Source organism: Streptomyces sp. NPDC021356 (assembly GCF_040641015.1).
In the GTDB taxonomy this organism is placed as follows: Bacteria; Actinomycetota; Actinomycetes; order Streptomycetales; family Streptomycetaceae; genus Streptomyces.
The window spans coordinates 95,746-118,569 of record NZ_JBFACU010000018.1; the positions used below are offsets into that span (position 1 = coordinate 95,746).

Consider the following 22,824-nt stretch of genomic DNA (forward strand, 5'->3'; position numbering starts at 1 on the left):
GGGTGCTGTACGGGGCACCGGACGACCGGTGCCCCCGGCGTAGCGCACGCGCGCGCGTGGAGGTCGCCCGCGCGGGTGCCAACACCCTTCAGGAGGTGCCCTTTTCGAGTTCGTGACGGAGATCGTCGAGTTCGCTGCCGCCCGCCATCTGACGGGTCAGCTCCTCCAGGGTGATCTCGTCGCGTGTGTGATGCCCCACCATCGTGCCCCTCTTCAGGAGCACGAACCGGTCCCCCACGAGGTACGCGTGGTGCGGGTTGTGGGTGATGAGTACGACACCCAGGCCCTGGTCGCGCGCCGCGGCCACGTACTTCAGCACCACGCCCGACTGCTTGACGCCGAGCGCCGCCGTGGGCTCGTCGAGGACGAGCACCTTGGCGCCGAAGTGGACCGCCCGCGCGATGGCCACGCACTGGCGTTCGCCGCCCGACAGGGTGCCGATGGGCTGGTCCACGTCCCGCAGGTCGATGCCCATGCGCAGCAGCGCCTCGCGGGTGATGCGACGCATGAGGTCGACGTCCAGGCGCTTGAGGGGGCCGACGCCCTTCCTGGGCTCGGAGCCGAGGAAGAAGTTGCGCCAGACCGGCATCAGGCCGACGACGGCCAGGTCCTGGTAGACGGTCGCGATCCCCCGGTCCAGGGCCTCGCGCGGGGAGGACAGGGAGGTCTCCTCCCCCTCGATGCGCAGGACGCCGCCGTCGTGCCGGTGCAGTCCCGCGATCATCTTGATCAGTGTGGACTTGCCTGCGCCGTTGTCGCCCAGCACGCAGGTGATCTCACCGGCGTGCACTTCGAGGGAGACGCCTTCGAGGGCGCGGACGGTGCCGTAGTGCTTGCTGACGTCCGACAGCTCCACCAGCGCCGTGCGGGTCTCGGTCTGCGTCACTTGGCGGCCTCCGCCCGCTTGCGGACCCAGGCGTTGAGCAGGGTCGCGAGGAGCAGCATCGCTCCGAGGAAGAACTTGAACCAGTCGGGGTTCCACTCGGCGAAGACGATGCCCTTGCTGGTCATGCCGAACAGCAGCGCGCCGACCGCCGAGCCGACGGCGCTGCCGTAGCCGCCGGTGATCAGGCAGCCGCCGATGACGGCGGCGATGATGTAGATCAGTTCGTTGCCGACGCCCTCGCCGGACTGCACGGCGTCGAAGGAGAACAGCAGGTGCTGCCCGGAGATCCAGGCACCGAACGCCACGCCCATGTACAGGCCGATCTTGGTCCTGGTGACGGGTACGCCGACCGCTCGGGCGGCGTCCTGGTTGCCGCCGACGGCGAAGATCCAGTTGCCGGTGCGGGTGCGCAGCAGGATCCAGGAGGCGACGGCGACCAGGGCGATCCACCACAGGATGGTGACCTTGAAGTCGACGCCGCCGACGGTGAACGTGGAGGCGAAGACGGCGTGGGCGGCCGGGAAGCCCTCCATGTCGCCGATGGTCTTCGTGGAGACGGTGTCGTCGATCAGCTTGGTGAAGCCGAGGTTCATGCCGGTCAGCATCAGGAAGGTGCCCAGAGTGATGATGAAGCTGGGCAGTTTGGTGCGGGTCAGCATGAAGCCGTTGAAGGCTCCGATCGCGAGGGTGACGAGCAGGGAGACGCCGACGCCGACCCAGACGTTCGCCGTCATCTGGTAGCTGAACATCGACGAGACCAGCGCCGAGGAGGTCACCATCACGCCCGCGGACAGGTCGAACTCACCGCCGATCATGAGCAGCGCGACCGGGACGGCCATGATGCCGATCGTGGAGGAGGCGTACAGCACGGTGCTGAGACTGGACGCCCGTACGAACCCGTCGGCGGCCACGGCGAAGAAGACGAAGACGGCGATCGCCCCGACGACCGAGCCCAGCTCGGGCCGGGAGAGCAGCTTGCGCAGCGCCGAGGTGCGCAGGAGCCTTTCGTCGGTGAGGGTTGCCGCCCGGTCCGGGGCGGCGCTCATCGGGTGCCCCGATTCGCGTACTCCTCCAGGGCCGCCGCCTGGTCCTTGGTGACGATCTGCGGGCCGGTGAGGACCGGCTTGCCGCCGCCGAGGACGTCGCCGTTGTACTTGTACAGCCACAGCAGGTCGACGGCCTGGTAGCCCTGGAGGTAGGGCTGCTGGTCGACGGCGAAGCCGAGGGTGCCGTCCTTCAGCTCGGCGGCGACCTTGGCGTTCAGGTCGAAAGTGTCGACCTCGGCCTTGCTGCCCGCGTCCGCCTTGGCCTTGACGGCGGTGTCGGCGTAGGGGGCGCCGAGGGTGACGACCGCGTCGACGGACTTGTCCGCCTGGAGCTTGGCCCCGATCGCGGACTGCACGTCGGGCATGTTGGTGCCGTTGACGTAGAGGTTGTCGACCTTGCCGGTGAAGGTCTTGGCGACACCGGCGCAGCGCTGCTCGTGGCCGACGTTGCCCTGTTCGTGCAGGACGCACAGGGCCTTCTTCTTGCCGCGCTTGTTCAGTTCCTCGCCGACGGCCTCCCCGGCCACGGTCTCGTCCTGGCCGATGTGCGTGAGGGCGCCGAAGGCCTTGGACTCCGCGGAGCCGGAGTTCACCGTCACCACCGGGATGCCGGCCTTCTCGGCGCGGGCCACGGCGGCCTTCATCGCGTCGGGCTTGGCGAGCGTGACGATGATGCCGTCGACCTTCTTGTCCACCGCCGCGTCCACGAGCTGTGCCTGCTGCTGGGCCTCGTCGTCGTGCGAGTACAGGAAGTTGATGTTGTCCTTGACGGCGGCCTGCTTGGCGCCGTTCTGCACGATGTCCCAGAAGGTGTCCCCGTCACCGGAGTGGGTGATCATCGCGAAGGTCCAGCGGGGCGTGTTCACCGCCGCCCTGCCCTGGGCCGCCGCGGCCTTGCGGGCGTCCTCCGCCCGCTTGCCGCCGGTGCTGCTGCATCCCGCGAGGGACAGCGACAGCGCCCCTGCGAGCGCGATGCCTACCCAGGTTGGAAACCGTGCCACGAGGCCGTGCCCTTCTAGCTGTGTTCTCCGGTAGCCGTGTTCTCCGGCTGTGTCCGAACGTACGCGCGGGGCCGATGGCCCACCCATCAACCCCGAACATCGCATTATCGGGCATGGACGGTGGAGGCAAACGGCCGGGGGCCGGAACCTCCTCGCCTTGTCCGGACATTGTGACGCCGGGCCGCCGGATTCAGGCGCGGTTCTCGGTCCGGGCCGGGCCCCCGGTCCAGGGCGGGGCTCCCGGGTCGGGCCGGGTCAGGACCGCACGAGCAGCTGGAACTCGAAGGAGTAGCGGGAGGGCCGGTAGGTGTGCGTGCCGAACTCCACCGCGCGGCCCGTGTCGTCGAAGGTGGTGCGCTCCATCGTGAGCAGGGGCGCCCCCTCCGCCTCGGCGAGCCGCTCCGCCTCGGAGGGGGTGGCGGCGCGGGCGCCGATGGACTGGCGGGCGCTGTGCAGGGTGATCCCGGCGGAGCGCATCAGCCGGTACAGGCCGGTGGCCTCCAGCTGTCCGGTGTCCAGGTCGAGCAGTCCGGTCGGCAGGTGGTTGGTCAGGTACGCCATCGGCTCGCCGTGCGCGAGTCGCAGCCGCTCCACGCGGTGCACGTCCGCCCCCTCGGCCACGCCCAAGGCGGCGGCGACCTCGGTGGACGCCGGGACGACCGTGTTGACCAGGACCCTGCTCGTGGGCCGCTGCCCGGCCGCCTCGAGGTCGTCGTAGAGGCTGCTCAGCTCCAGCGGGCGCTTGACCTGGCTGTGCACGACCTGGGTGCCGACACCGCGGCGGCGCACCAGCAGCCCCTTGTCGACGAGCGACTGGATGGCCTGGCGGACGGTGGGACGGGACAGGCCGAGCCGGGCGGCCAGATCGATCTCGTTGCCCAGCAGACTGCCGGGAGTGAGGGCGCCCTGCTCGATCGCCGCTTCGAGCTGCTGTGACAGCTGGTAGTACAACGGCACGGGAGAACTCCGGTCGACACTGAGCGCGAGCGACACGGTGGGGTCCACATCTGGTTTGGGCACGGGCCGAGCGTAGCCCGGTGGTCGGTTGACGGGAAGTCGTATAGTCAGGTTGTCCGGACATAGTGCATCAGCCGACCGCCCGGGAACCGGTGCTCCCGGTTCCTGCGGCCGCCTCCTAGTGGGGGCAGGGCTTCTGGCACGCCCCCGCCCTTGCGGCAGCCGACCGGGCGGCGGAACGCCTGCACCGGCCTCCAGGGTGGCCGGTCTCGCCCCGGCCGACTGCGGAACGGCTGCGACCGGCTACCAGCGCACCGGTAGCGTCCGGGTGCCCCGGATGAGCATGCCCGGCAGCCACTCCGCCGCCGGGGCGTCGAGGGCCAGGGCGGGCGCCCGGCGCAGGAGGGTGTGCAGGGCGGTGCGTGCCTCCAGCCGGGCCAGGGGCGCACCCAGGCAGAAGTGGATGCCGTGGCCGAAGGCGAGGTGGCCCCGGGTGTCGCGGTGGAGGTCGAAGCGGTCCGCTGCCGGGAAGCGGCCGGCGTCCCGGTCGGCCGCGGCGAGTCCGATCAGCACCGGTTCGCCGCGCGCGATGGCGGTGCCTCCGATCTCCAGGGGCTCGGCCGCGTACCGGAAGGTGGCGTTCTCCACCGGGCCCTCGTAGCGCAGCGTCTCCTCGACGGCGGCGTCGACCAGTGCGGGGTCGGCCCGCACCTCGGCGAGTTGTCCGGGGTGCCTGAGCAGCGTGTGGACGGTGTTGGTGATGAGGTTGACCGTGGTCTCGTGGCCTGCGATGAGCAGCAGGAACGCCATGCCCTGCAACTCCTTTGGGGAGAGCCGGTCGCCGTCCTCCGCGGTGGTGCGGATCAGCGCCCCGAGCAGGTCGTCGGAGGGCCCGGCGCACCGCTTGTCCTCGATCAGTCCGGAGAGGTAGGCGGCGAGCCGGTCCACGGACCGGAGGAAGCCCTCCTCGCCGGCGGGTGCGACGAACTCGTTGGACATCTCACGGAACGCGGTCCGGTCCATCTCGGGCACGCCCAGCAGTTCGCAGATGACCGTGATCGGCAGCGGGTAGGCGAACGCCTCCACGAGGTCCGCGCGCCCGAGCGGCAGCATCGCGTCCAGCAGCTCGTCGGTGATCGTCTGGATCCGGGGCCGCAGCGCCTCCATGCGGCGCGCGGTGAACGCGCGGGTGACCAGGGCGCGCAGCCGCGTGTGCTGCGGCGGGTCCGCCACCAGCAGGTGCTCGCCGAGCACCTGGTCCTCGACGGCCCGTAGGTTCTCGTCGCCGGGCCGTACGTCCATACCGGTGGCGTCCTTGGCGAGGCGGGGGTCGGCGAGGGCTGCGCGCGCCTCGTCGTACCCGACGACGAGCCAGCTGTCGTAGGACTCCGGCGGTGGCAGCCGCACGCGGTGGACCGGGCCCAGCTCGCGCAGTCGCGCGTAGACCGGGTGGGGGTCGTCCCGGAACCCCTCGCCGTACTCCGCCAGGTCGATCACGTCCGCCATCTCGGCTCCCCTCCGGGGCGCGCACGCCACCCGGCGCCCGCCCCGTGCCCGGACAACGAGCGGCGGCGACGCGAAGTGCCCCGCGAGGCGTCCTCTTCGACACGCGCCGCCACGGCTTCGAGGCGTCCTCTTCGACAGGCGCCGCCACGGCTTCGAGAGGCGCCCCTGCGACGCCTCCTCTTCCCCCTACGAGGCGTCCTCCTCGAGGAGTCCCGCGTCATGGGCGAGCAGCGCGATCTGCACGCGGTTGTTGAGGTCGAGCTTGGCGAGGATGCGGGAGACGTGCGTCTTGACGGTGGCGACGCTCATGAACAGTTCGGTGGCTATCGCAGCGTTGGCCAGGCCCTGGCCGATCCGGACGGCCACGTCGCGTTCGCGGTCGTTGAGCGCGGCGAGGCGCTCACGCGCGCGGGAGCGCCGGTCGTCGCCCGCTGCTCCGGCCGCGTGCCGCATCAACTGGCGTGTGACGGTGGGCGAGAGCACGGGGTCGCCGGCCGCCACCCGGCGCACCGCCTCGACGATCTCGGCCGGCGGGGTGTCCTTGAGGACGAAGCCGGCGGCACCCGCGCGCAGCGCCCGCAGCACCTGCTCATCGGCGTGGAAGGTGGTCAGGACCACGACCTGCGGTGCCTCCGGGCGGGCGCGCAGCCGTTCCGTCGCCGTGATGCCGTCCACGCCCGGCATGCGCACGTCCATGAGGACGACGTCCGGGCGGGTGCGCTCGGCCAGCGCCTCCACCTCGCCGCCGTCGGCCGCCTCACCGACGATCTCGATGTCGGCGGCGCCTCCCATCATGAAGGACAGGCCCGCCCTCACCAGCGGGTCGTCGTCGACGAGGAGCACTCGGATCACGGTCATGGGCCCAGCCAACCAAACCGCCCGCACCGGAGCCACACCGGCTCGCCGCCCCGCGGCCTCCGCCCGGTCCCCGGCCCGGGCGTCTGCCCCTGGCCGGGGCCGGGGCCGGGTCCGGGTCCCGGGCGCCCCGGGCAGGCGCACCGAGGCGCACCGACGGCCACGATGTCGGCCCTGGAAGCCCGGCGGTGGCACCATGGGCGTTCATGCGTGCCGCTTACATCGAAAAGCTGGGTCCGCCCGACGTCATCCGCTGGGATGAGCTGCCGCCGCCCGTGCCGAAGTCCGGCGAGGTGCTGGTGGACGTGCTGGCGACAGCGGTCGACCCCGTGGACACCTTCGTCCGGTCCGGGGTGTTCCGTACGCCGCTGACCTTCCCGTTCGTGGTGGGGCGCGACCTCGTGGGGACGGTGGCGTCCGCCGGGTCGGGGTTCGCCGCCGGCGAGACGGTGTGGTGCAACAGCCTCGGCCATGACGGGCGCCAGGGCGCGGCGGCCGAACAGGCGGCCGTACCGGCCGACCGCCTCTACCGCCTGCCTCCGGGCGTGCGCCCCGAGGAGGCGGTGGCCGTGTTCCACCCCGCGGCAACCGCGCACCTGGCCCTGTTCGCGCACGGCGGCCTGCGGCCCGGGGAGACGGTGCTGGTCGGCGGAGCCGGCGGCAATGTGGGCAGCGCACTGGTGGAGCTGGCGGCGTGCGCCGGGGCGCGTGTCCTGGCGACGGCCGCGCCCCGCGACCACGCGCACGTGCGGTCCCTGGGTGCGGCGGAGGTCGTGGACTACCACGCCGACGATCTCGTGGAGCGGCTGGCGGCCCTGGCCCCGGACGGCGTGGACGTCCATGTCGACACCTCGGGCCGCAACGACCTGCGGGCCGCGGTCGCCCTCCTCGCGCACCGGGGCCGTGTCGTGCTCCTCGCCGGTGCCCGGGACGAAGCCGCCCTGCCGGTCGGCCCGCTCTACATGAAGGACGGTTCCCTGCGCGGCTTCGCCATCTCCCACGCGACGGTCACCGAGCTGGCCGGGGCGGCGGACGCCGTGAACGAACGGCTGGCGCGGGGCGGGCTGCGACCGCGCGCGGTGGAGTACGGCTCCCTGAGCGAGACGGCGCGCGCGCATCAGCGGGTGGAGCGCGGCGAACTGCACGGACGGCGCGTGGTGTTGCGGCCCTGAGGAGGCGGCGCGGGAACGGGAGGCGGCCCGGGCCGCTCGGGGACTGCTCGGGCGGTGACCGGGGCCGTCGGGGCTGACTCGGACCTGTGCTCGTACCGGGGAACAGGCCATGGAACGGGCCGGGGCACGCACCGGGGAACAGGCCGCCGAACGGACCGATACACGGACGCAGCACCCACCAGGGAGCGGGCCGAGGCACGGACCAGGGCACGCACCACGGAGCGGGTCTCGGTGCAGGCCGGCGTGCGCACCACGGAGCGGGCCGCGGTGCAGGCCGGCGTACGCCCGGCGCGAGTGGTCGTCGGGTCGGCACCGGCGCGGATCGGCGTACGCCCGGCGCGTGCGGTGCTCAGGCCGGCCATGGCAGGTGCGCCCGGATCTCGAAGCCGCCGTCCGGTGTGGGCCCGTGGCGCAGGGTGCCGCCGGCCAGGGCGGCGCGTTCGGCGAGGCCGATGAGGCCCTGCCCGGAGCCGGGAACGGGCGGGACCTCGCCCTCGGGCGGCGGGTTGCGGACGTGGACGGCGAGGTCCTGCCCGGCGCCGCCGGTGACGGTCACCGTGACCTCCGCGCCGGGGGCGTGCTTGCGGGCGTTGGTCAGGGCCTCCTGCGCGATGCGGTAGGCGGTGCGGCCGACGGAGGCGGGCACGGCGGCCGGGTCGACGACCTGACCGGTCAGCGTCACCTTCATGCCGGCCTCGCGGGACTCGGCGACCAGGGCGTCCAGCGCGGCCAGCGTGGGCTGCGGGCGGCCCGCGTCGTCGGAGTCCCCGGCGCGCAGGACGCCGATGATCTCCCGCAGGTCCTGTAGAGCCTCGTGCGCGCTCTCCCGGATGACCCCGGCGGCCCGCACGATCTCCGCGCGGGGCGCGTCGGGCCGGAACTCCAGCGCGCCGGCGTGCACGCTCAGCAGGGTCAGCCGGTGCGCGAGGACGTCGTGCATCTCCCGGGCGATGGCCTCCCGGGCGAGCCGCTGTGCCTGCTCGGCACGGAGCCTTGCCTCCGTCTCGGCACGCCGCGCCCGGTCCCGCAGACTCAGCATCAGCTGCCGCTTGGAGCGTACGAACATGCCCCAGCCGATCACCGACAAGGTCAGCAGCTCGCCGAAGACGACGACGCCCGGGTAGGACAGCTCGGGGTCCGGGCGCAGCCAGTAGAAGACCGGGATCAGCGCGAGCTGAGCACCGCCCACCCAGACCACGTACCGGAACGGACGGTGCACGGTGAGGGTGAAGAGGGCGACGACGAGGGCGCCGCCCGCGCTGTTCGAGACGAGGCTGACGGGGACCGCGGCAACGGCGAGCCCGAGGGGCCAGCGGCGGCGCAGCCAGATCGCGGCGCAGGCCAGCGCGCCGACCACCTGGTCGGTGACGGCCAGGGCGCGCGGCAGGTCCGTCTCGTTCGGCAGCGAGCGGACGGCGCTGATGCCGATGAGCACGGCCAGGAAGAAGCAGAAGAAGTCGACGAGCCAGTCGCGGGCGGTGCGCCGGGTCCGGCCGGTACGCCCCGCGTCGGGGTCGAGTTCGTCGGCCACGGCGGAGGGCAGCCACCAGCGCCGCCCGTTGAACACCGTCGGCTCCGGCATCGTCCTGTCAGCTGTCACAGTCGACAAATCTACGCAACGGAAAAGGCCCGCCGTCGCGCGCGAAGCACATCCGCGACCGAAGTCGCCGGGGCCGGCGACCTTCGGCTCCCGGCGCCGGGCGCCCCGTGGACCTTGGTCGGCCGGAACCCGCCCCGCGGCCGATGCGCGCGGGGGGAGCGCGGGGCGAGTCTCGGATGCATGAAGAAGGTTCTGGAGGTCGTCGGATTCATCGCCCTGGTGCAGGGGGCGCTGGGTTTCGTGCAGGAGTTCACCGACTGGCACGTGGGCCTGGTGCGGCGCGTGCCGTTCCTCCACGGCTACGAGGTGTTCGTGAGCTTCGTCCTGATCGTGCTGGCCTGCGCCCTGTTCGCCGCCGCCGACAGCCGCAAGCGGTGAGCGTGCGCCGGGCCGTCGATGCGGTGAGCGTGCGCCGGGCCGTCGGTGCGGTGAGCGTGCGCCGGGCCGTCGATGCGGTGAGCGTGCGCCGGGCCGTCGGTGCGGTCGCCCGGCGGCGGTTGTGACGGCCCGGCGGCAGGCTCAGCAGCCGAAGTCGACGAGGTCGAACGTGGCGTAGTGGTCGGAGGTGTAGTAGTCCTCCTGGGTCCGCTCACCGGTGATGATCCGGCGGGCGCCCCGGGTGGGGGAACCGGGGGTGACCACCGTGTACTCGTGGTAGTAGCCGCCGGCTTGACTGGGCAGGACGCCCTCGCGGTTCTGGAAGACGCTGCCGTCCTGCGAGTAGGGGAAGGGCCCGCCCTGGTCGATCAGGTCGAGCGTGTGGTGCGCCTGGGAGGGCAGGGCGCCGTAGCAGATGCTGCCGACCGAGGACGTGGCGGCGCCGGCCTGGCCGGCGGAGACGGTGCCGCCCACGAGGAGGGCGGACAGGAGGGCGCCCGCGGCGCCGATGCGGGTCATGCGTGGGGGGAATCTCATGGACTCATGATGACGCGCGTAGATAGTGGCATGTCAATGTCAAAGCCGTGGAGTTTACCGTCAAGTGCGGTGAATTCACTCTTGGTTGACCCTGATCGTTCAGGTGTTCCCTGGACGTTCATGCGAACTCGAACTGGGTCGAGAGCGGACGCGCGTTGCCCGCTGCCGCTCCGGGCGCCGCCCGGGACCTCGGCGTCCGATGGCCGCCAGCACCGGTGGCGGCCGGCCGCTGGGATGAGGACATGACTTCTCAGCGGAACCTCGAAGACAACACCCTCGACAGCGGGGCCCTCCACGGCGAGGGCCTCCAAGGCAAGGTGGCGCTCGTGACCGGCGGCAGCCGCGGGATCGGTGCGGCGACGGCTCTGCGGCTCGCCCGCGAGGGCGCCGACGTGGCCCTCACCTACGTGAACGGAAAGGATGCGGCCGAGGACGTGGCGCGGGCCGTACGGCGGCTCGGGCGGCGGTCGGTCGCCCTGCGCGCCGACGCGGCCGAGCCGGGCGAGGCGGCGGATGTCGTCGGCCGCGCGAGCGACGAGATGGGCGCGCTCGACGTGCTCGTGAACAACGCGGGCGTGGGCTTGCTGGGACCGGTGGAGAGCCTGACCCTGGCCGACGCCGACCGGGTGCTCGCGGTGAACGTGCGCGCCGTCTTCCTGGCTTGCCGGTCCGCCGCCGCGCGGATGCGGGAGGGCGGCCGGATCGTCACCATCGGCACCTGCATGACCCAGCGCGTGCCGGGGCCGGGCGGGACCCTCTACGCGACCGGCAAGTCCGCCCTGATCGGTCTGACCAAGGCGCTCGCCCGGGAGCTGGGCCCGCGCGGGATCACGGCGAACATCGTCCACCCCGGTCCCATCGACACCGACATGAACCCCGCCGACGGGCCGCACGCGCCCGGCCAGGCGGCCATGACGGCCCTGGGCCGCTTCGGCACCGCCGACGAGGTCGCCTCGATGGTGGCGTACCTGGCGGGGGCCGACGCTGCCTACGTCACGGGTGCGGAGTTCTCCGTGGACGGCGGACACGCCGCCTGAGGCTCCGGGCGACCGCACCGCGCGCGGACACCCCGCGTACGGCCCGTCCGACGGGACCGCGCGCAGACGCCCAGCGCGCGGCCCGGACGACGGGACCGCGCGCAGACGCCCAGCGCGCGGCCCGGGCGTGCGGCCGGCCCGGACCCCGTACAAGCTCACGGGCCCCGCTCAGACGCCGTACAGGGCGGTCCGGGCGGGGCGGGGATCGCGGGGCGCGCCGGTGCTGTCGGGCCGGGCGCCCCGCGGGCCGTGGGGCGGGTCAGCCGCCCAGTTCCTGGTGGCGGGCGGCCAGGCGCTTCGCGCCGTCCTCCGTCAGGGAGCCGAACAGACGCAGGCGGGAGATGCCTCCGTCCGGGAAGATGTCCACGCGCGCATGCGTGCCGACGGCGGGCACGGGCAGCACGAAGCGGTGGTTGGTGTCGGGCTGGCAGCGGGTGCGCGGCAGGACCTCGCGCCACTCGCCGTCCTCACCGTCCTTGACCGACACCGACGCCCAGCCGGCGCTGTTGCCCTTGAGGTAGGCGGTGTCGATCTCGACGGCGCGGATCTCGGAGCGGGCGACCAGCTCGTAGCGGATCCAGTCGTTGCCCTGGTCGCGGCGGCGGCGGGTCTCCCAGCCGTCGTCCATCTTGCGGGAGCGGCCCGGCTGGATGGTGTTGGTGGCGGGCGAGTAGAAGAGGTTGGAGGCGTCCTCGACCCGGCCGCCGTTCTCCAGGGCGACCACGTCGAAGGTGCCGAGCACCTCCAGCCACTTCGGGTCGGGCACGACCTCGCCGTACACGCGCAGCCGCGCGATGCCGCCGTCGGGGTGCTGGTTGACGCGCAGGTGTGTGAAGCGCTGCTCGACGTCGACCTCGAAGCCGTTGGCCGCGTGGCCTCCGATCGGGGTGCGCGGGACGAGGGTCGTCCACTTGACGTCCTGGGCGAGGAGTTCCTCCGGCGAGGGGGAGCCCGGTACGCAGGTGCCTTCCACCGACACGGCCTGCGGGTAGTTGCCGCGGAAGTGCGCGGTGTCGATGACGACCCCGCGTACGACGCCCGGCGCGCCGAGCCGGATCAGCGCCCAGTCGTGGTCGTCCTCGGTGGGCCAGGGGTGCCCGGCGGACGCGCCGCGGCGGCGGCGGGTCTCCCAGCCGTCCATGACCTTGCCCTTGTGCCCGAAGTGCTCGGGGTCGAACTCGGCGCGCTCGGGCACCAGCAGGTTCTCGCGCTGGGCGAAGAACTCGTCGTTGGCGGCGATGACCCCGGCGCCCAGGCGGCGGTCGGCGAGGTTGGCGTGCTGGGTGAAGGGGAAGTCGGCGGTGCGGTAGTCCGCGTACGGGTCACCGCCTCCGTAGGGGTTCGCGTCGCCGGTGAAACGGGGAGTCGCCGTCACGGTGATCAGTTCTTCCTTTCGGGAGTCGGCCGGTGCGGGTGGGGGCGGCGGGTGCGGTCGCGGTACGGCCGCGGTACGGCCGCGGTGGCACCCGCGGTTGGGTGGGTGGCTCAGTGGGACCTGGTCAGCAGCCGGCCCTTCGGCTCGGTGAACTCGCCGCCGGAGACGATGCGCTCGCCGCGCAGCCAGGTGGACTTCACCACGCCGTGCAGGGTCCGGCCCGCGTACGCGGTGACGCGGTTGCGGTGCTGGAGGTGGGCCGGGTCGACGGTGAAGGTCTCCTCGGGGGCGAGGACGGCGAAGTCGGCGTCGCGTCCGGCCTCGATGGCGCCCTTGCGGTCCAGGCCGGCGAGGGCGGCGGTGCGCGTGGACATCCAGCGGACCACGTCCTCCAGGCCGTACCCGCGCTTGCGGGCCTCGGTCCACACGGCCGCGAGACTCACCTGGAGGGAGGAGACGCCGCCCCAGGCGGTGGCGAAGTCGTCGGTCTTCAGGTCCGCGGTCGAGGGCGAGTGGTCGGTGACGACGCAGTCGATGGTGCCGTCGGCCAGCGCCTGCCAGAGCAGGTCCTGGTTGGCGGCCTCGCGAATCGGCGGGCAGCACTTGAACTCGCTGGCGCCGTCCGGGACCTCCTCGGCGGTCAGGGTGAGGTAGTGCGGACAGGTCTCGACCGTGATCCGCACGCCCTCCGCCCTGGCCTCGGCGATCAGCGGCAGCGCGTCGCTGGAGGAGAGGTGCAGCACGTGCACGCGCCCGTCGAGGCGCTTGGCCTGGGCGATCAGCGTGGCGATGGCGGTGTCCTCGGCGTCGCGCGGGCGGGAGGCGAGGAAGTCGGTGTACTTGGGTCCGCCGTGCTGCGGGGCGGCGTCGAGGTGATGCGGGTCCTCGGCGTGCACGATCAGCAGGCCGCCGAAGCCGGCTATCTCCGCCAGCGAGGTGGCGAGCCGGTCCTGGTCGAGGTGCGGGAACTCGTCCACGCCGGACGGCGACAGGAAGCACTTGAAGCCGAAGACGCCGGCGTCGTGCAGCGGGCGCAGGTCCTTGACGTTGTCGGGCAGGGCGCCGCCCCAGAAGCCGACGTCGATGTGCGCCTTGTCCCGGGCCACGTCCTGCTTGACGTGCAGGTTGTCCACCGTGGTGGTGGGCGGCAGGGAGTTGAGCGGCATGTCGATCAGGGTGGTGATGCCGCCGGCCGCCGCGGCGCGCGTGGCGGTCCAGAAGCCCTCCCACTCGGTGCGGCCCGGGTCGTTCACGTGCACGTGGGTGTCGACCAGGCCGGGCAGCAGGACGTCGTCGCCGAGGTCCTCCAGACGGGCCCCGGCGGGCACCTCGGCGTCGTGGGGCAGTACGGCCGTGATCACGCCGTCGGCGACCACGACGGACGCGGCGCGCGTCCCATCGGGCGTGATGACTCGTGTCGAGCGCAGCACCAGTCGATCGTCGGACACCGGGACCCCTCTCTTCTTCGCCGCCGTGCTTCCAGGACACGAGGGCACAGGGACTTACGCCCATTTACACCCATGTAACGGACTTCAACGTTCTGTTGAAGGAGTCTTCACTCCCGCCCTCACCCCGTCAAGGGGCACACTGCTGGACAGCTGGTCGGCGCACACACTCTGGACGTTTCCACAAAGCGGAATTAGAATTCCAATAGACAGAACGTAGTTCCGTACAGGCAGGGAGTCAACCGTCCCCCCGGTAGGCTTTGGCCCTTCCTGCCCGCCCCGAAAGGAACGCGCCGTGCCGACGTCCAGCGCCAGCACCACCGACTCCGCCAAGTCCTCCGCCAGCGGTGGCGTCCAGTCCCTCGAGCGCGCCTTCGACCTGCTCGAACGGATGGCGGACGCGGGCGGCGAGGTGGGCCTGAGCGAGTTGTCCGCCGCCAGCGGACTGCCCCTGCCGACCATCCACCGCCTGATGCGCACGCTCGTGGCCTGCGGGTACGTCCGCCAGCAGCCCAACCGGCGGTACGCGCTCGGCCCCCGGCTGATCCGCCTGGGCGAGTCCGCCTCCCGCCTGCTGGGCACGTGGGCCCGCCCCTACCTCGCCCGGCTGGTCGACGAGACCGGGGAGACGGCGAACATGGCGCTCCTCGACGGCGACGAGATCGTGTACGTGGCGCAGGTGCCGTCCCGGCACTCGATGCGGATGTTCACCGAGGTCGGCCGGCGCGTCCTGCCGCACTCCACCGGCGTGGGCAAGGCGCTCCTCGCGCACACCCCGGACCAGGAGGTGCGTGCCCTGCTCGCCCGGACCGGCATGCCCGCCACCACCGAGAAGACGATCACGACTCCCGAGGGCTTCCTCGCCGCCCTGGAGGACGTGCGCAAGCTCGGTTACGCCATGGACGACAACGAGCAGGAGATAGGGGTGCGCTGCCTCGCGGTCACCGTGCCCGACTCCCCCACCGCGGCGGCGATCTCCATCTCCGGTCCGGCCGGCCGGGTCACGGAGACCGCGACCGAGCGCATCGTCCCGGTCCTGCAGCAGGTAGCGGCGGAACTGTCCCAGGCGCTGACCAGCGCGGGGGCGACGGCCTGAGGGGGAGCGGACGCGGAAGGGCACTGCGAGCGCCGCGGGCGGGCGGGGGCGGGTGACGGTGGACCGGCTGGGCGGTGAGGCCGACGGTGGGCACCCCGCCGGGTGAGACGGACGGTAGTGCGGTTGGCCGGTGAGGCCGACGGTGGGCACCCCGCCCGGTGAGGCCGACGGCGGGCCGCCCGGCCGGTGAGACCGCCGACGGGCAGGCCCACTCGTGAGGGGGCGTTGCCGTGCTGGTCCCGCGCACGGTCCACCGGGCCGCGCCCCGTCGGCCGCACCCCACCAAGGCCGCACCCCCGCCCGGCCGCACCCCAGTCCGCGGTGATCAGCCGCCCGGCCCGTGCAGCGGCCACGCGCACGGGCCGGCGTGCCTGCACCCCCACGCGCACGCCCAGCGCCCACCCGCCCGTTCTCCGATGTGACCGGCGTGGCCACAGGGCAGCGAGCAGGCCGGGCCCGCCCGGGTCGGAGGCCCCGGTCACCGTCGTGACGGCGCCCCGCGGGCAGGCGCGAGGCGATGCTGAGGACCCCCGAGCCGCCGCCCCGAGCCCCACCCCGGACCCCACCAGCTCGGCGGCTCAGCGGGGACCGGCGGCTCAGCGGACCGGTGACTCAGCGGACCGGCGGTGGCTCCGGCCGGCCGAGGGGTGGCGGCCCGAACATGTCCACTGCCGCCCGCACCTCGGACAGACCGCCCCGCAGGGCGCTGACGGAGCCCATGGAGCCTGCGATCAGCAGCAGGGAGCGGCGCAGCCGGGGGATCTCGGGGGTGCCGTGGGCGACCATAGCGGCGAGCGCGGCGAGTTCGTCCTCGGCTATGGCGCGGTCGGGGAACTCGCGGGGATGAGCGGCGAGTTCCCGACGTAAGCGGGATACCGCAGTGCGCAGTTCCGCCACCCGCGGGTCCTCTCCGCTGCCGGTCACCGGTCTTTGTCCCAAGCTCCGCAACACAGCCCTCCCCCTCGCACGTCGTCGTGCGCAGTCCCCGGACGCGGGTCAGTAAACGCCACCCGGGGCGCGGCGCGCCACCGTACGGACCGAAATTCAGCCCCGCGCGCCGGGCGCGGGCCACGGACCCTCAGGTATGCAGGACGTATGACACGCATGACACCTGTGGACGGCAAGGACGGCGGCAAGGACGGCGGCAAGGACCGCACGGACGACGAGGTCGCCGGTCTCGTCCTGGCCGCCGGCGGCGGACGGCGGCTCGGCGGCCGGCCCAAGGCGCTGCTCACGCACCGGGGCCGGCCGCTGGTGGAGCACGCGGTGGGCGTGCTGCGGGCGGCGGGGTGCACGCGTGTGCACGTGGTCCTGGGCGCGCGGGCGCCGGACGTACGGGAGCGGGCACACCTGGAGGGGTGCGTCCTCGTGGACAACGCCGACTGGGAGCAGGGCATGGGCTCCTCCCTGCGGGCCGGACTGGACTCGCTGGCGGGTTCGGGCGCGCGGGCGGTGCTGGTCTCGCTCGTCGACCAGCCCGGCATCGGGGCGGAGGCGGTGGCGCGGGTGCGGGCGGCCTTCGGGGACGAGACGTCGTTGGTCTCGGCGGCCTATGACGGCGTGCGCGGGCACCCGGTGCTGTTCGGCGCGGCGCACTGGGCGGGCGTCGCGGCGAGTGCCAGCGGGGACCGGGGGGCACGCGCCTATCTGAAGGAGCACGCCGCGCGGATCGCCCTCGTCGAGTGCGGTGACGTCGCACAGGCGTATGACGTCGACACGGAAGCGGACCTGGGCCACCTGGAGTGAACGGGATGGCACCCAGCGCCACGTTTCCTCGACTCAGAGAATCTCGACATCAACAAACCATTGAAGTTCCACGATGAGGAAACTACTATCCACTGTTCAGAAGCACCCCACCGCACAGCGGGTGCGAATCGCCCTTTCCGTCCCCCTTGGCACCCGGTGCCACCGCTGAAGGAAGTGACAGCTCATGTCCGCACCAGCGCCGTCCCCGCTGGCCATCGTCGACGCCGAGCCCCTGCCCCGGCAGGAGGAGGTCCTCTCCGACGCGGCGCTCGCCTTCGTGGCGGAGCTGCACCGGCGGTTCACGCCGCGCCGCGACGAACTCCTCGCCCGCCGTGCGGAGCGCCGCGCCGAGATCGCCCGCACCTCCACCCTCGACTTCCTCCCCGAGACGGCCGCGATCCGCGCGGACGACTCCTGGAAGGTCGCCCCGGCCCCCGCGGCCCTTGACGACCGCCGGGTCGAGATCACCGGTCCCACCGACCGCAAGATGACCATCAACGCGCTCAACTCGGGCGCCAGGGTCTGGCTCGCCGACTTCGAGGACGCCTCCGCCCCCACCTGGGAGAACGTCGTCCTCGGCCAGCTCAACCTGATCGCCGCCTACACCCGCAGCATCGACTTCACCGACCCGAGGTCCGGGAAGTCGTACGCACTGCGCCCCGCCGAGGAACTGGCCACGGTCGTCATGCGCCCGCGCGGCTGGCACCTCGACGAACGCCACCTCACCGACGCCGACGGCAAGCCGGTCCCCGGGGCGCTCGTCGACTTCGGTCTGTACTTCTTCCACAACGCCCAGCGCCTGCTCGACCTCGGCAAGGGCCCGTACTTCTACCTCCCGAAGACGGAGTCGCACCTGGAGGCCCGCCTCTGGAACGAGATCTTCGTCTTCGCGCAGGACTACGCCGGCGTCCCGCAGGGCAGCGTGCGCGCCACCGTCCTGATCGAGACGATCACGGCCGCGTACGAGATGGAGGAGATCCTCTACGAGCTGCGCGACCACGCCTCCGGGCTGAACGCCGGCCGCTGGGACTACCTGTTCTCCATCGTCAAGAACTTCCGTGACGGCGGCGAGAAGTTCGTCCTGCCGGACCGCAACGCGGTGACGATGACCGCCCCGTTCATGCGGGCGTACACCGAACTCCTCGTGCGCACCTGCCACAAGCGCGGCGCGCACGCGATCGGTGGCATGGCCGCGTTCATCCCGTCCCGCCGGGACGCCGAGGTCAACAAGGTGGCCTTCGAGAAGGTCCGCGCCGACAAGGACCGCGAGGCCAGCGACGGTTTCGACGGCTCCTGGGTCGCCCACCCCGACCTGGTGCCGATCGCCATGGAGTCCTTCGACAAGGTGCTGGGCGACAAGCCCAACCAGAAGGACCGGCTGCGCGAGGACGTCGACGTCAAGGCGGCCGACCTGATCGCGATCGACTCGCTGGACGCCAAGCCGACCTACGCGGGGCTGGTCAACGCCGTCCAGGTGGGCATCCGTTACATCGAGGCGTGGCTGCGCGGCCTCGGCGCGGTCGCCATCTTCAACCTCATGGAGGACGCGGCCACCGCCGAGATCTCCCGCTCGCAGATCTGGCAGTGGATCAACGCGGGCGTGGAGTTCGAGAACGGCGAGAAGGCCACGCCGGAGCTGGCCCGCAAGGTCGCCGCCGAGGAACTGGAGAACATCCGTGAGGAGATCGGCGACGAGACCTTCGCCGCCGGTCACTGGAAGCAGGCGCACGACCTGCTGCTCCAGGTCTCCCTCGATGCGGACTACGCCGACTTCCTGACGCTGCCGGCGTACCAGCAGCTCCAGGGCTGACGGACAGCCGGGAAGTGGAGTTGCCGAGCGGGCGGTCCCGGGAGAAGTTCTCCCCGGGGCCGCCCGCTCGGCGGTTCACGCGTCGCGGTCCAGGTGGACGGACCAGTCCTGCTCCGCGGACGGCTTGCCGTGCAGGTCCGGGACCCGCTTGAGCCAGTCCGGCCGCCCCTGCTGCGTCCGCGCCGCCCGCCGGGCCTCCTCGGCGGCCAGTTCCGCGCGGCCGGGGAAGTCGGTGGGCAGCCAGGCGGAGGACGCACGCACGCGCGCGTGCAGGTAGCCGACGTAGGCGTCGCGCACCTCGTCGGCCGTGGCGAACCCCGTCTCGTCGCGCAGCCACGCGTCCGGCACCTGGGCCACGATCTCGCGCAGCAGCGCCTCGGTCACCCGCGGCGCCAGCTCGGCGTCGGCCGCGCGCACGTCGGGCGCGTACTGGCCGAGGGCGTGATGCCGGAAGTCGTACGCCTTCTCCGGCGCGGTCAGGTCCCAGCGGTGGTGGAAGACGAGCGCCGCACCGTGGTCGATGAGCCACAGGCGCGGGGGCGTGACGCCGAGCGTCGGCCAGATCATCAGATTGGAACTGTGGACGGTACGGTCGACGTTCACCGTCAGCGCGTCCAGCCAGACGATCCGGCCCGCCTCCAGCGGATCCACCCGGAACGACTTCGCGACCTCCGGGGTGAAGTCCCGCGCCCCCGGCAGGTAGTCCATCCCGAGGTTGACCCCGGCACTGGCGCCGTGCAGCTCCCGCACCTCCTGGTGGACCTCGTGCGCGGCGATCGCCGGATCGAAGTGCACCAGGACCAGCTCCGGGAACCGCAGCCCGAGCGCCCGCGCCAGCTCCCCGACGATCACCTCGGCGACCAGCGCCTTGCGCCCCTGCGCGCTGCCGGTGAACTTGACGACGTACGTACCGAGATCATCGGCCTCCACGACGCCGGGGACGGAGCCGCCGGAGCGCAGCGGGGCGATGTAGCGGGTGGCGGTGACCTCAGTCAGCATTTCCTCAGGCTATACGGGCTTTCCAGCCCACCCGCTCCCTCACCTGGCCCCATCCACCGGCCACCTCGCCCCTGACGATCGCGCGGCCCGCCTGACATCACTGTGCTGCCCGCCATGCAGTGCCCAGGGCGGTGTCGAGGGCCCGGCAGGCGGCGTAGTCGGACAGCAATCCTGACTCACGTGCCTCGGCGAGCGAGGGTGCGGCCTCGTCCCGGGGGGAGAGCGTGGGCGCGTCCACCGGCCAGTCGACGGCCAGTTCGGAATCGAGCGCATGGACGCACTGTTCAACCGCAGGGTCGTAGGTCTCCGAGGTCAGGTAGCACACCGTCGCGTTGTCTGTGAGGGCACAGAAGCCGTGTCCCAGTCCTTCGGAGAGGTAGACGGCCTTGCGTCCGACGTCGTCCAATCGAACCCCGTCCCAACGACCGTACGTAGGGGACCCCACGCGCAGGTCGACTGTCACGTCGAACACTGCCCCACGGACACAGGTCACGTATTTCGCCTGGCCTGGGGGAACGTGGGCGACGTGGATGCCCCGCACCACGCCCTGACCCGACACCGACATGTTCGCCTGTGCCAGACGCAGGGGGCGGCCGACCTCTTCGGCGAGTCGATCGGATCGGTACCACTCCAGGAAAAGACCGCGCGCATCGGTGTGCTGTCGAGGGGCTATCTCCCAGGCACCCATGATCTTCAGCGGACGCAACTGCACAGCCTTGTTCCGTCCTTCTCGTCAACCGGTTCGGGAAGGCACCGCCCATGGCCACGGTCGAGTACGGTCACCTTCGCTCCACCCTTCGCGAACATGTTCCATCGATCGTACTGTCGCGCGATTCCGGCGCCTGCCCATAGCCGGCTGGTATAGAAGAGCCAGGTGGACATCAAGCACGCACCGGTGGCCCTCGTGTACGGACAGGACGTGCCGGACGGAGCGCTCCGATGGCTGGTCACGGGCGCGACGGGGAAGCTGGGGCGGGATGTGGTCTCGGTGCTCGGGCAGGACCCGACCGCGGAGGTGACCGCCTTGTCCAAGAGCGACCTTGACATCACCGACTCCACCGCCGTGACAGATGCCGTCACCGGGCACCACGTCGTGGTCAACGCCGCGGCATGGACCGACGTCGACGGCGCGGAGACCGCCGAGGCGATCGCCACCACAGTGAACGGCGCCGGCGTGCGTCATCTGGCCGAGGCCTGCGCATGGACGGGCGCACGTCTGTTACATATATCGACCGATTACGTCTTCTCCGGTGCATCGGCCGTCCCCTACGGCGAAGACTCTCCCACCTCGCCCGTGAACGCCTACGGTCGCAGCAAACTGGCCGGCGAGCGAGCTGTCGCCCGACTCCTGCCGGTGACCGGCTACACAGTCCGTACGGCATGGCTCTACGGGAGACACGGCCGTGACTTCGTCACCAACGTTCTGGAACTGGCCGGTCGGCGGGAGACGCTGGACGTCGTGGACGACCAGTACGGCCAGCCGACCTGGTCCCACGCGTTGGCGGCGCACCTCGTCCAGTTGGGACGCACGGCGCTCGCCGGACAAGCTCCCGCCGGGATCTATCACGGCACCGCCTCGGGCCGGACCACCTGGTTCGGCCTGGCTCGTGCCGCCTTCGAACTCGCCGGGCTCGACCCGGAACGGATCCGCCCGACCGCCTCCGCCGCCTTCGTCCGCGCCGCCGAGCGCCCCGCCTTCGGTGTGCTCAGCCATGACCGATGGCAAGCCGCAGGCCTCGCACCGCTACCGCATTGGCGGATCTCGCTCGCGGAGGCCTTCCGACTGCGTACCTTCACCGCGGCCTCCGTCGGCACCCCCGGCCTGCTGCCTGATCCACCGGACCGCCCCTGAGGCCTTCACACCAGAGGGTTGGGCAGCGGCCGGTAGCGGGCATCCGCTCCGTCCACCCCCGTCCAGCGCAGCAGCAGGTTGGTCTTGCCCGGGAGAATGGGTGCAGTGAGGAGCTGCTCGATCTCGGGAAGGGCATGGCGGGCGAATGCCCGTCGAGCCACGGGCCAGGGGTCGAACCCTGGATGGCGCTCGACGAGGGCCGCGGCGATCTCGGTCAGGTGGTTGACGACCAGGCAGTACACCAGCCGCTCCCAGCCGGCCGCCCGGTCCACGTCCCCCAGCAGCTTCACGCCTTCCGCGTCCCTGAAGAGCGCCTGCACGGGCAGGCCGGTGGCGTCCACGGCGATCAGGGAGTTCTGCAGGTGCGCCTCCAGGACCACGCCGTGCCCGGCGAAGGCGGTGAGGGCGGGGGGCACGACCTGCTCCAGGTACGCCGCCCACCACACCGCCGGATCCAGCGGGCCGTCCAGCGGGTTGCCGGCGAACCCCTCGGCCAGGGCGGCGGCGAGCAGTGGCGTCGCGCCGGGCAGCAGGTGCCGTTCCAGCCCGTCCCGGACGACCACCGCCAGTTCCTCGAAGGCGAAGGCGGCCGTGCGGTAGCCGCGGTCGCTCAGCCAGGCCGCCGGCCCGCCGGCCACCGCGAAGGCGGTCATGACCGCGGCGTCGGTGCGGCGCAGCCTCAGCAGGTCGTGCCGCCACAGCCGCCGTACGTCGTTGGTGATGCGCACGTCGAGACTGAATTTGAGGAAGAGGTCGGCGTCCGGGGCGTGGACGGTGCGGATCGCGGCGGTGGGCCGGACCTCGAAGGCCGTCGTGCCCAGCCGGAGCAGCCGGCCGTCGGCGAACGCCCCGGCGAGGGCGCCGCCCGCCAGGTCCAGTTGCCAGGGGTGGGCGGGCAGCAGCCGGTAGCCGGGCGGGGCCTGGCCGAGGGTGTCCAGCGCCGAGGTGTCGCCCTCCTCCACGACCTGGTCCGCGCGCACCGCGAGCAGCACCAGGGGGAAACGGGCGTGCGCCTCGGGCGCGTAGGGCAGCCAGGAGGCGACCGGGCCGCCCCCGCGCGCCTTGGGCGCCGGGTGGTGGGGGTGACCGGTGACGAGGGACTGCTCGGAGCGCGTGTACGGGTCCTCGGGCGGCGCGGCACGGTCCCGGGCTGCGAGCAGCGCCGCCACCGCCTCCCTGCTGTCGATCATCTCGGCGGGCAGTTCGTCGTTGGTCAGGCCGGTGTGGCGGCGCAGCTCCTCGGCGACGAGTTTGACCAGTTCGGTGTGGCCGACGCGCTGCCAGCGGTCCGCGGCGAACACCTCGGGATCGGCGGGCCGCCGCCCGCCGCGCACGCGCAGCAACCGCCCGCATCCCGGCAGCCGGTACACCCGCCGCCCCTCGAGGTCGGGACAGGGCTGGGCCACCTCGCGCAGGAGGCAGTTCAGCAGGGGCGCGGCGGCGTAGGCGTCGGCGCGCGCGGCGACGTCATCGGTGAGGGGCGCCGCGACGTCGTCCGTGGGGGGCGTCAGCTCCATGCGTTCCAT

Annotated in this window: 21 protein-coding genes; 7 read left to right on the top strand and 14 right to left on the bottom strand. The window is 72.4% G+C overall.

Features of this window, described 5'->3' with window-relative positions:
* Window positions 1–88 precede the first annotated feature (88 nt).
* From AB0G56_RS24435 to AB0G56_RS24460, 6 genes are all read right to left on the bottom strand, one after another.
* Entirely contained in the window at window positions 89–886 is a 798-nt protein-coding gene (locus AB0G56_RS24435) for an ATP-binding cassette domain-containing protein (RefSeq protein WP_360972695.1), read from the bottom strand.
* Window positions 883–1,932 (bottom strand): ABC transporter permease, encoded by a 1,050-nt coding sequence (locus AB0G56_RS24440; protein ID WP_360972697.1) that lies wholly within the window; start codon window positions 1,930–1,932, stop codon window positions 883–885. Before AB0G56_RS24440 ends, AB0G56_RS24435 begins: the two co-directional genes overlap by 4 nt.
* Window positions 1,929–2,933, bottom strand: a complete 1,005-nt coding sequence (locus tag AB0G56_RS24445) for a sugar ABC transporter substrate-binding protein (RefSeq protein WP_360972699.1) — start codon at window positions 2,931–2,933, stop codon at window positions 1,929–1,931. Before AB0G56_RS24445 ends, AB0G56_RS24440 begins: the two co-directional genes overlap by 4 nt.
* 255 nt (window positions 2,934–3,188) lie before the next feature.
* Window positions 3,189–3,926: a GntR family transcriptional regulator gene (locus AB0G56_RS24450; RefSeq protein WP_360972846.1), complete on the bottom strand. Its 738-nt coding sequence runs from the start codon at window positions 3,924–3,926 to the stop codon at window positions 3,189–3,191.
* Between the two features lie 267 nt (window positions 3,927–4,193).
* Window positions 4,194–5,396, bottom strand: a complete 1,203-nt coding sequence (locus AB0G56_RS24455) for a cytochrome P450 (protein ID WP_360972701.1) — start codon at window positions 5,394–5,396, stop codon at window positions 4,194–4,196.
* Between the two features lie 186 nt (window positions 5,397–5,582).
* Window positions 5,583–6,254 (bottom strand): response regulator transcription factor, encoded by a 672-nt coding sequence (locus tag AB0G56_RS24460; protein ID WP_360972703.1) that lies wholly within the window; start codon window positions 6,252–6,254, stop codon window positions 5,583–5,585.
* Between the two features lie 203 nt (window positions 6,255–6,457).
* On the opposite strand from AB0G56_RS24460, the gene AB0G56_RS24465 reads away from it, so the two are divergent.
* The gene (locus tag AB0G56_RS24465) at window positions 6,458–7,423 is read left to right on the top strand and encodes an NADPH:quinone reductase (protein ID WP_360972705.1); all 966 of its coding nucleotides are present in this window, start codon (window positions 6,458–6,460) and stop codon (window positions 7,421–7,423) included.
* Window positions 7,424–7,772: 349 nt separating this feature from the next.
* Here AB0G56_RS24465 and AB0G56_RS24470 read toward each other — a convergent pair whose 3' ends face one another.
* The gene (locus AB0G56_RS24470) at window positions 7,773–9,005 is read right to left on the bottom strand and encodes a histidine kinase (protein ID WP_360972848.1); all 1,233 of its coding nucleotides are present in this window, start codon (window positions 9,003–9,005) and stop codon (window positions 7,773–7,775) included.
* Window positions 9,006–9,203: 198 nt separating this feature from the next.
* On the opposite strand from AB0G56_RS24470, the gene AB0G56_RS24475 reads away from it, so the two are divergent.
* A complete protein-coding gene (locus AB0G56_RS24475; RefSeq protein WP_360972707.1) occupies window positions 9,204–9,401 on the top strand; it encodes a hypothetical protein in 198 nt (65 codons plus the stop codon).
* A 141-nt stretch (window positions 9,402–9,542) separates the two neighbouring features.
* Here AB0G56_RS24475 and AB0G56_RS24480 read toward each other — a convergent pair whose 3' ends face one another.
* Window positions 9,543–9,938, bottom strand: coding sequence for a ribonuclease domain-containing protein (locus AB0G56_RS24480; protein WP_360972709.1), 396 nt, complete (start codon window positions 9,936–9,938; stop codon window positions 9,543–9,545).
* Window positions 9,939–10,180: 242 nt separating this feature from the next.
* Here AB0G56_RS24480 and AB0G56_RS24485 point away from each other — a divergent pair, with 242 nt between their 5' ends.
* Window positions 10,181–10,975: an SDR family oxidoreductase gene (locus AB0G56_RS24485; RefSeq protein ID WP_360972711.1), complete on the top strand. Its 795-nt coding sequence runs from the start codon at window positions 10,181–10,183 to the stop codon at window positions 10,973–10,975.
* 259 nt (window positions 10,976–11,234) lie between these two features.
* Here AB0G56_RS24485 and alc read toward each other — a convergent pair whose 3' ends face one another.
* Together alc and allB are read right to left on the bottom strand one after the other, a co-directional pair.
* On the bottom strand, window positions 11,235–12,350 hold the full coding sequence (alc, locus tag AB0G56_RS24490; RefSeq protein ID WP_360972713.1) for an allantoicase: 1,116 nt from the start codon (window positions 12,348–12,350) through the stop codon (window positions 11,235–11,237).
* A gap of 110 nt (window positions 12,351–12,460) precedes the next feature.
* On the bottom strand, window positions 12,461–13,798 hold the full coding sequence (allB, locus tag AB0G56_RS24495; RefSeq protein ID WP_360972715.1) for an allantoinase AllB: 1,338 nt from the start codon (window positions 13,796–13,798) through the stop codon (window positions 12,461–12,463).
* 292 nt (window positions 13,799–14,090) lie between these two features.
* On the opposite strand from allB, the gene AB0G56_RS24500 reads away from it, so the two are divergent.
* On the top strand, window positions 14,091–14,891 hold the full coding sequence (locus AB0G56_RS24500) for an IclR family transcriptional regulator (protein ID WP_360972717.1): 801 nt from the start codon (window positions 14,091–14,093) through the stop codon (window positions 14,889–14,891).
* A gap of 612 nt (window positions 14,892–15,503) precedes the next feature.
* Here AB0G56_RS24500 and AB0G56_RS24505 read toward each other — a convergent pair.
* Complete coding sequence (locus tag AB0G56_RS24505) at window positions 15,504–15,842, bottom strand: DUF5955 family protein (protein WP_360972719.1); 339 nt, start codon at window positions 15,840–15,842, stop codon at window positions 15,504–15,506.
* Window positions 15,843–15,995: 153 nt separating this feature from the next.
* On the opposite strand from AB0G56_RS24505, the gene AB0G56_RS24510 reads away from it, so the two are divergent.
* Together AB0G56_RS24510 and aceB are read left to right on the top strand one after the other, a co-directional pair.
* Window positions 15,996–16,637 carry a nucleotidyltransferase family protein gene (locus tag AB0G56_RS24510; protein WP_360972721.1) on the top strand — a complete coding sequence of 214 codons (642 nt, stop codon included), beginning with the start codon at window positions 15,996–15,998 and terminating at the stop codon, window positions 16,635–16,637.
* A gap of 184 nt (window positions 16,638–16,821) precedes the next feature.
* On the top strand, window positions 16,822–18,447 hold the full coding sequence (aceB, locus tag AB0G56_RS24515) for a malate synthase A (protein ID WP_360972723.1): 1,626 nt from the start codon (window positions 16,822–16,824) through the stop codon (window positions 18,445–18,447).
* 75 nt (window positions 18,448–18,522) lie between these two features.
* Here the strand turns inward: aceB and AB0G56_RS24520 are convergent, their stop codons facing one another.
* Both AB0G56_RS24520 and rfbC read right to left on the bottom strand, forming a co-directional pair.
* A complete protein-coding gene (locus tag AB0G56_RS24520) occupies window positions 18,523–19,446 on the bottom strand; it encodes a HipA family kinase (RefSeq protein ID WP_360972725.1) in 924 nt (307 codons plus the stop codon).
* Between the two features lie 97 nt (window positions 19,447–19,543).
* Window positions 19,544–20,152 carry a dTDP-4-dehydrorhamnose 3,5-epimerase gene (gene rfbC / locus AB0G56_RS24525; protein ID WP_360972850.1) on the bottom strand — a complete coding sequence of 203 codons (609 nt, stop codon included), beginning with the start codon at window positions 20,150–20,152 and terminating at the stop codon, window positions 19,544–19,546.
* Window positions 20,153–20,326: 174 nt separating this feature from the next.
* Here rfbC and rfbD point away from each other — a divergent pair, with 174 nt between their 5' ends.
* Window positions 20,327–21,298 carry a dTDP-4-dehydrorhamnose reductase gene (gene rfbD, locus AB0G56_RS24530; RefSeq protein ID WP_360972852.1) on the top strand — a complete coding sequence of 324 codons (972 nt, stop codon included), beginning with the start codon at window positions 20,327–20,329 and terminating at the stop codon, window positions 21,296–21,298.
* 5 nt (window positions 21,299–21,303) lie between these two features.
* Here rfbD and AB0G56_RS24535 read toward each other — a convergent pair whose 3' ends face one another.
* Window positions 21,304–22,824, bottom strand: coding sequence for an IucA/IucC family protein (locus AB0G56_RS24535; RefSeq protein ID WP_360972854.1), 1,521 nt, complete (start codon window positions 22,822–22,824; stop codon window positions 21,304–21,306).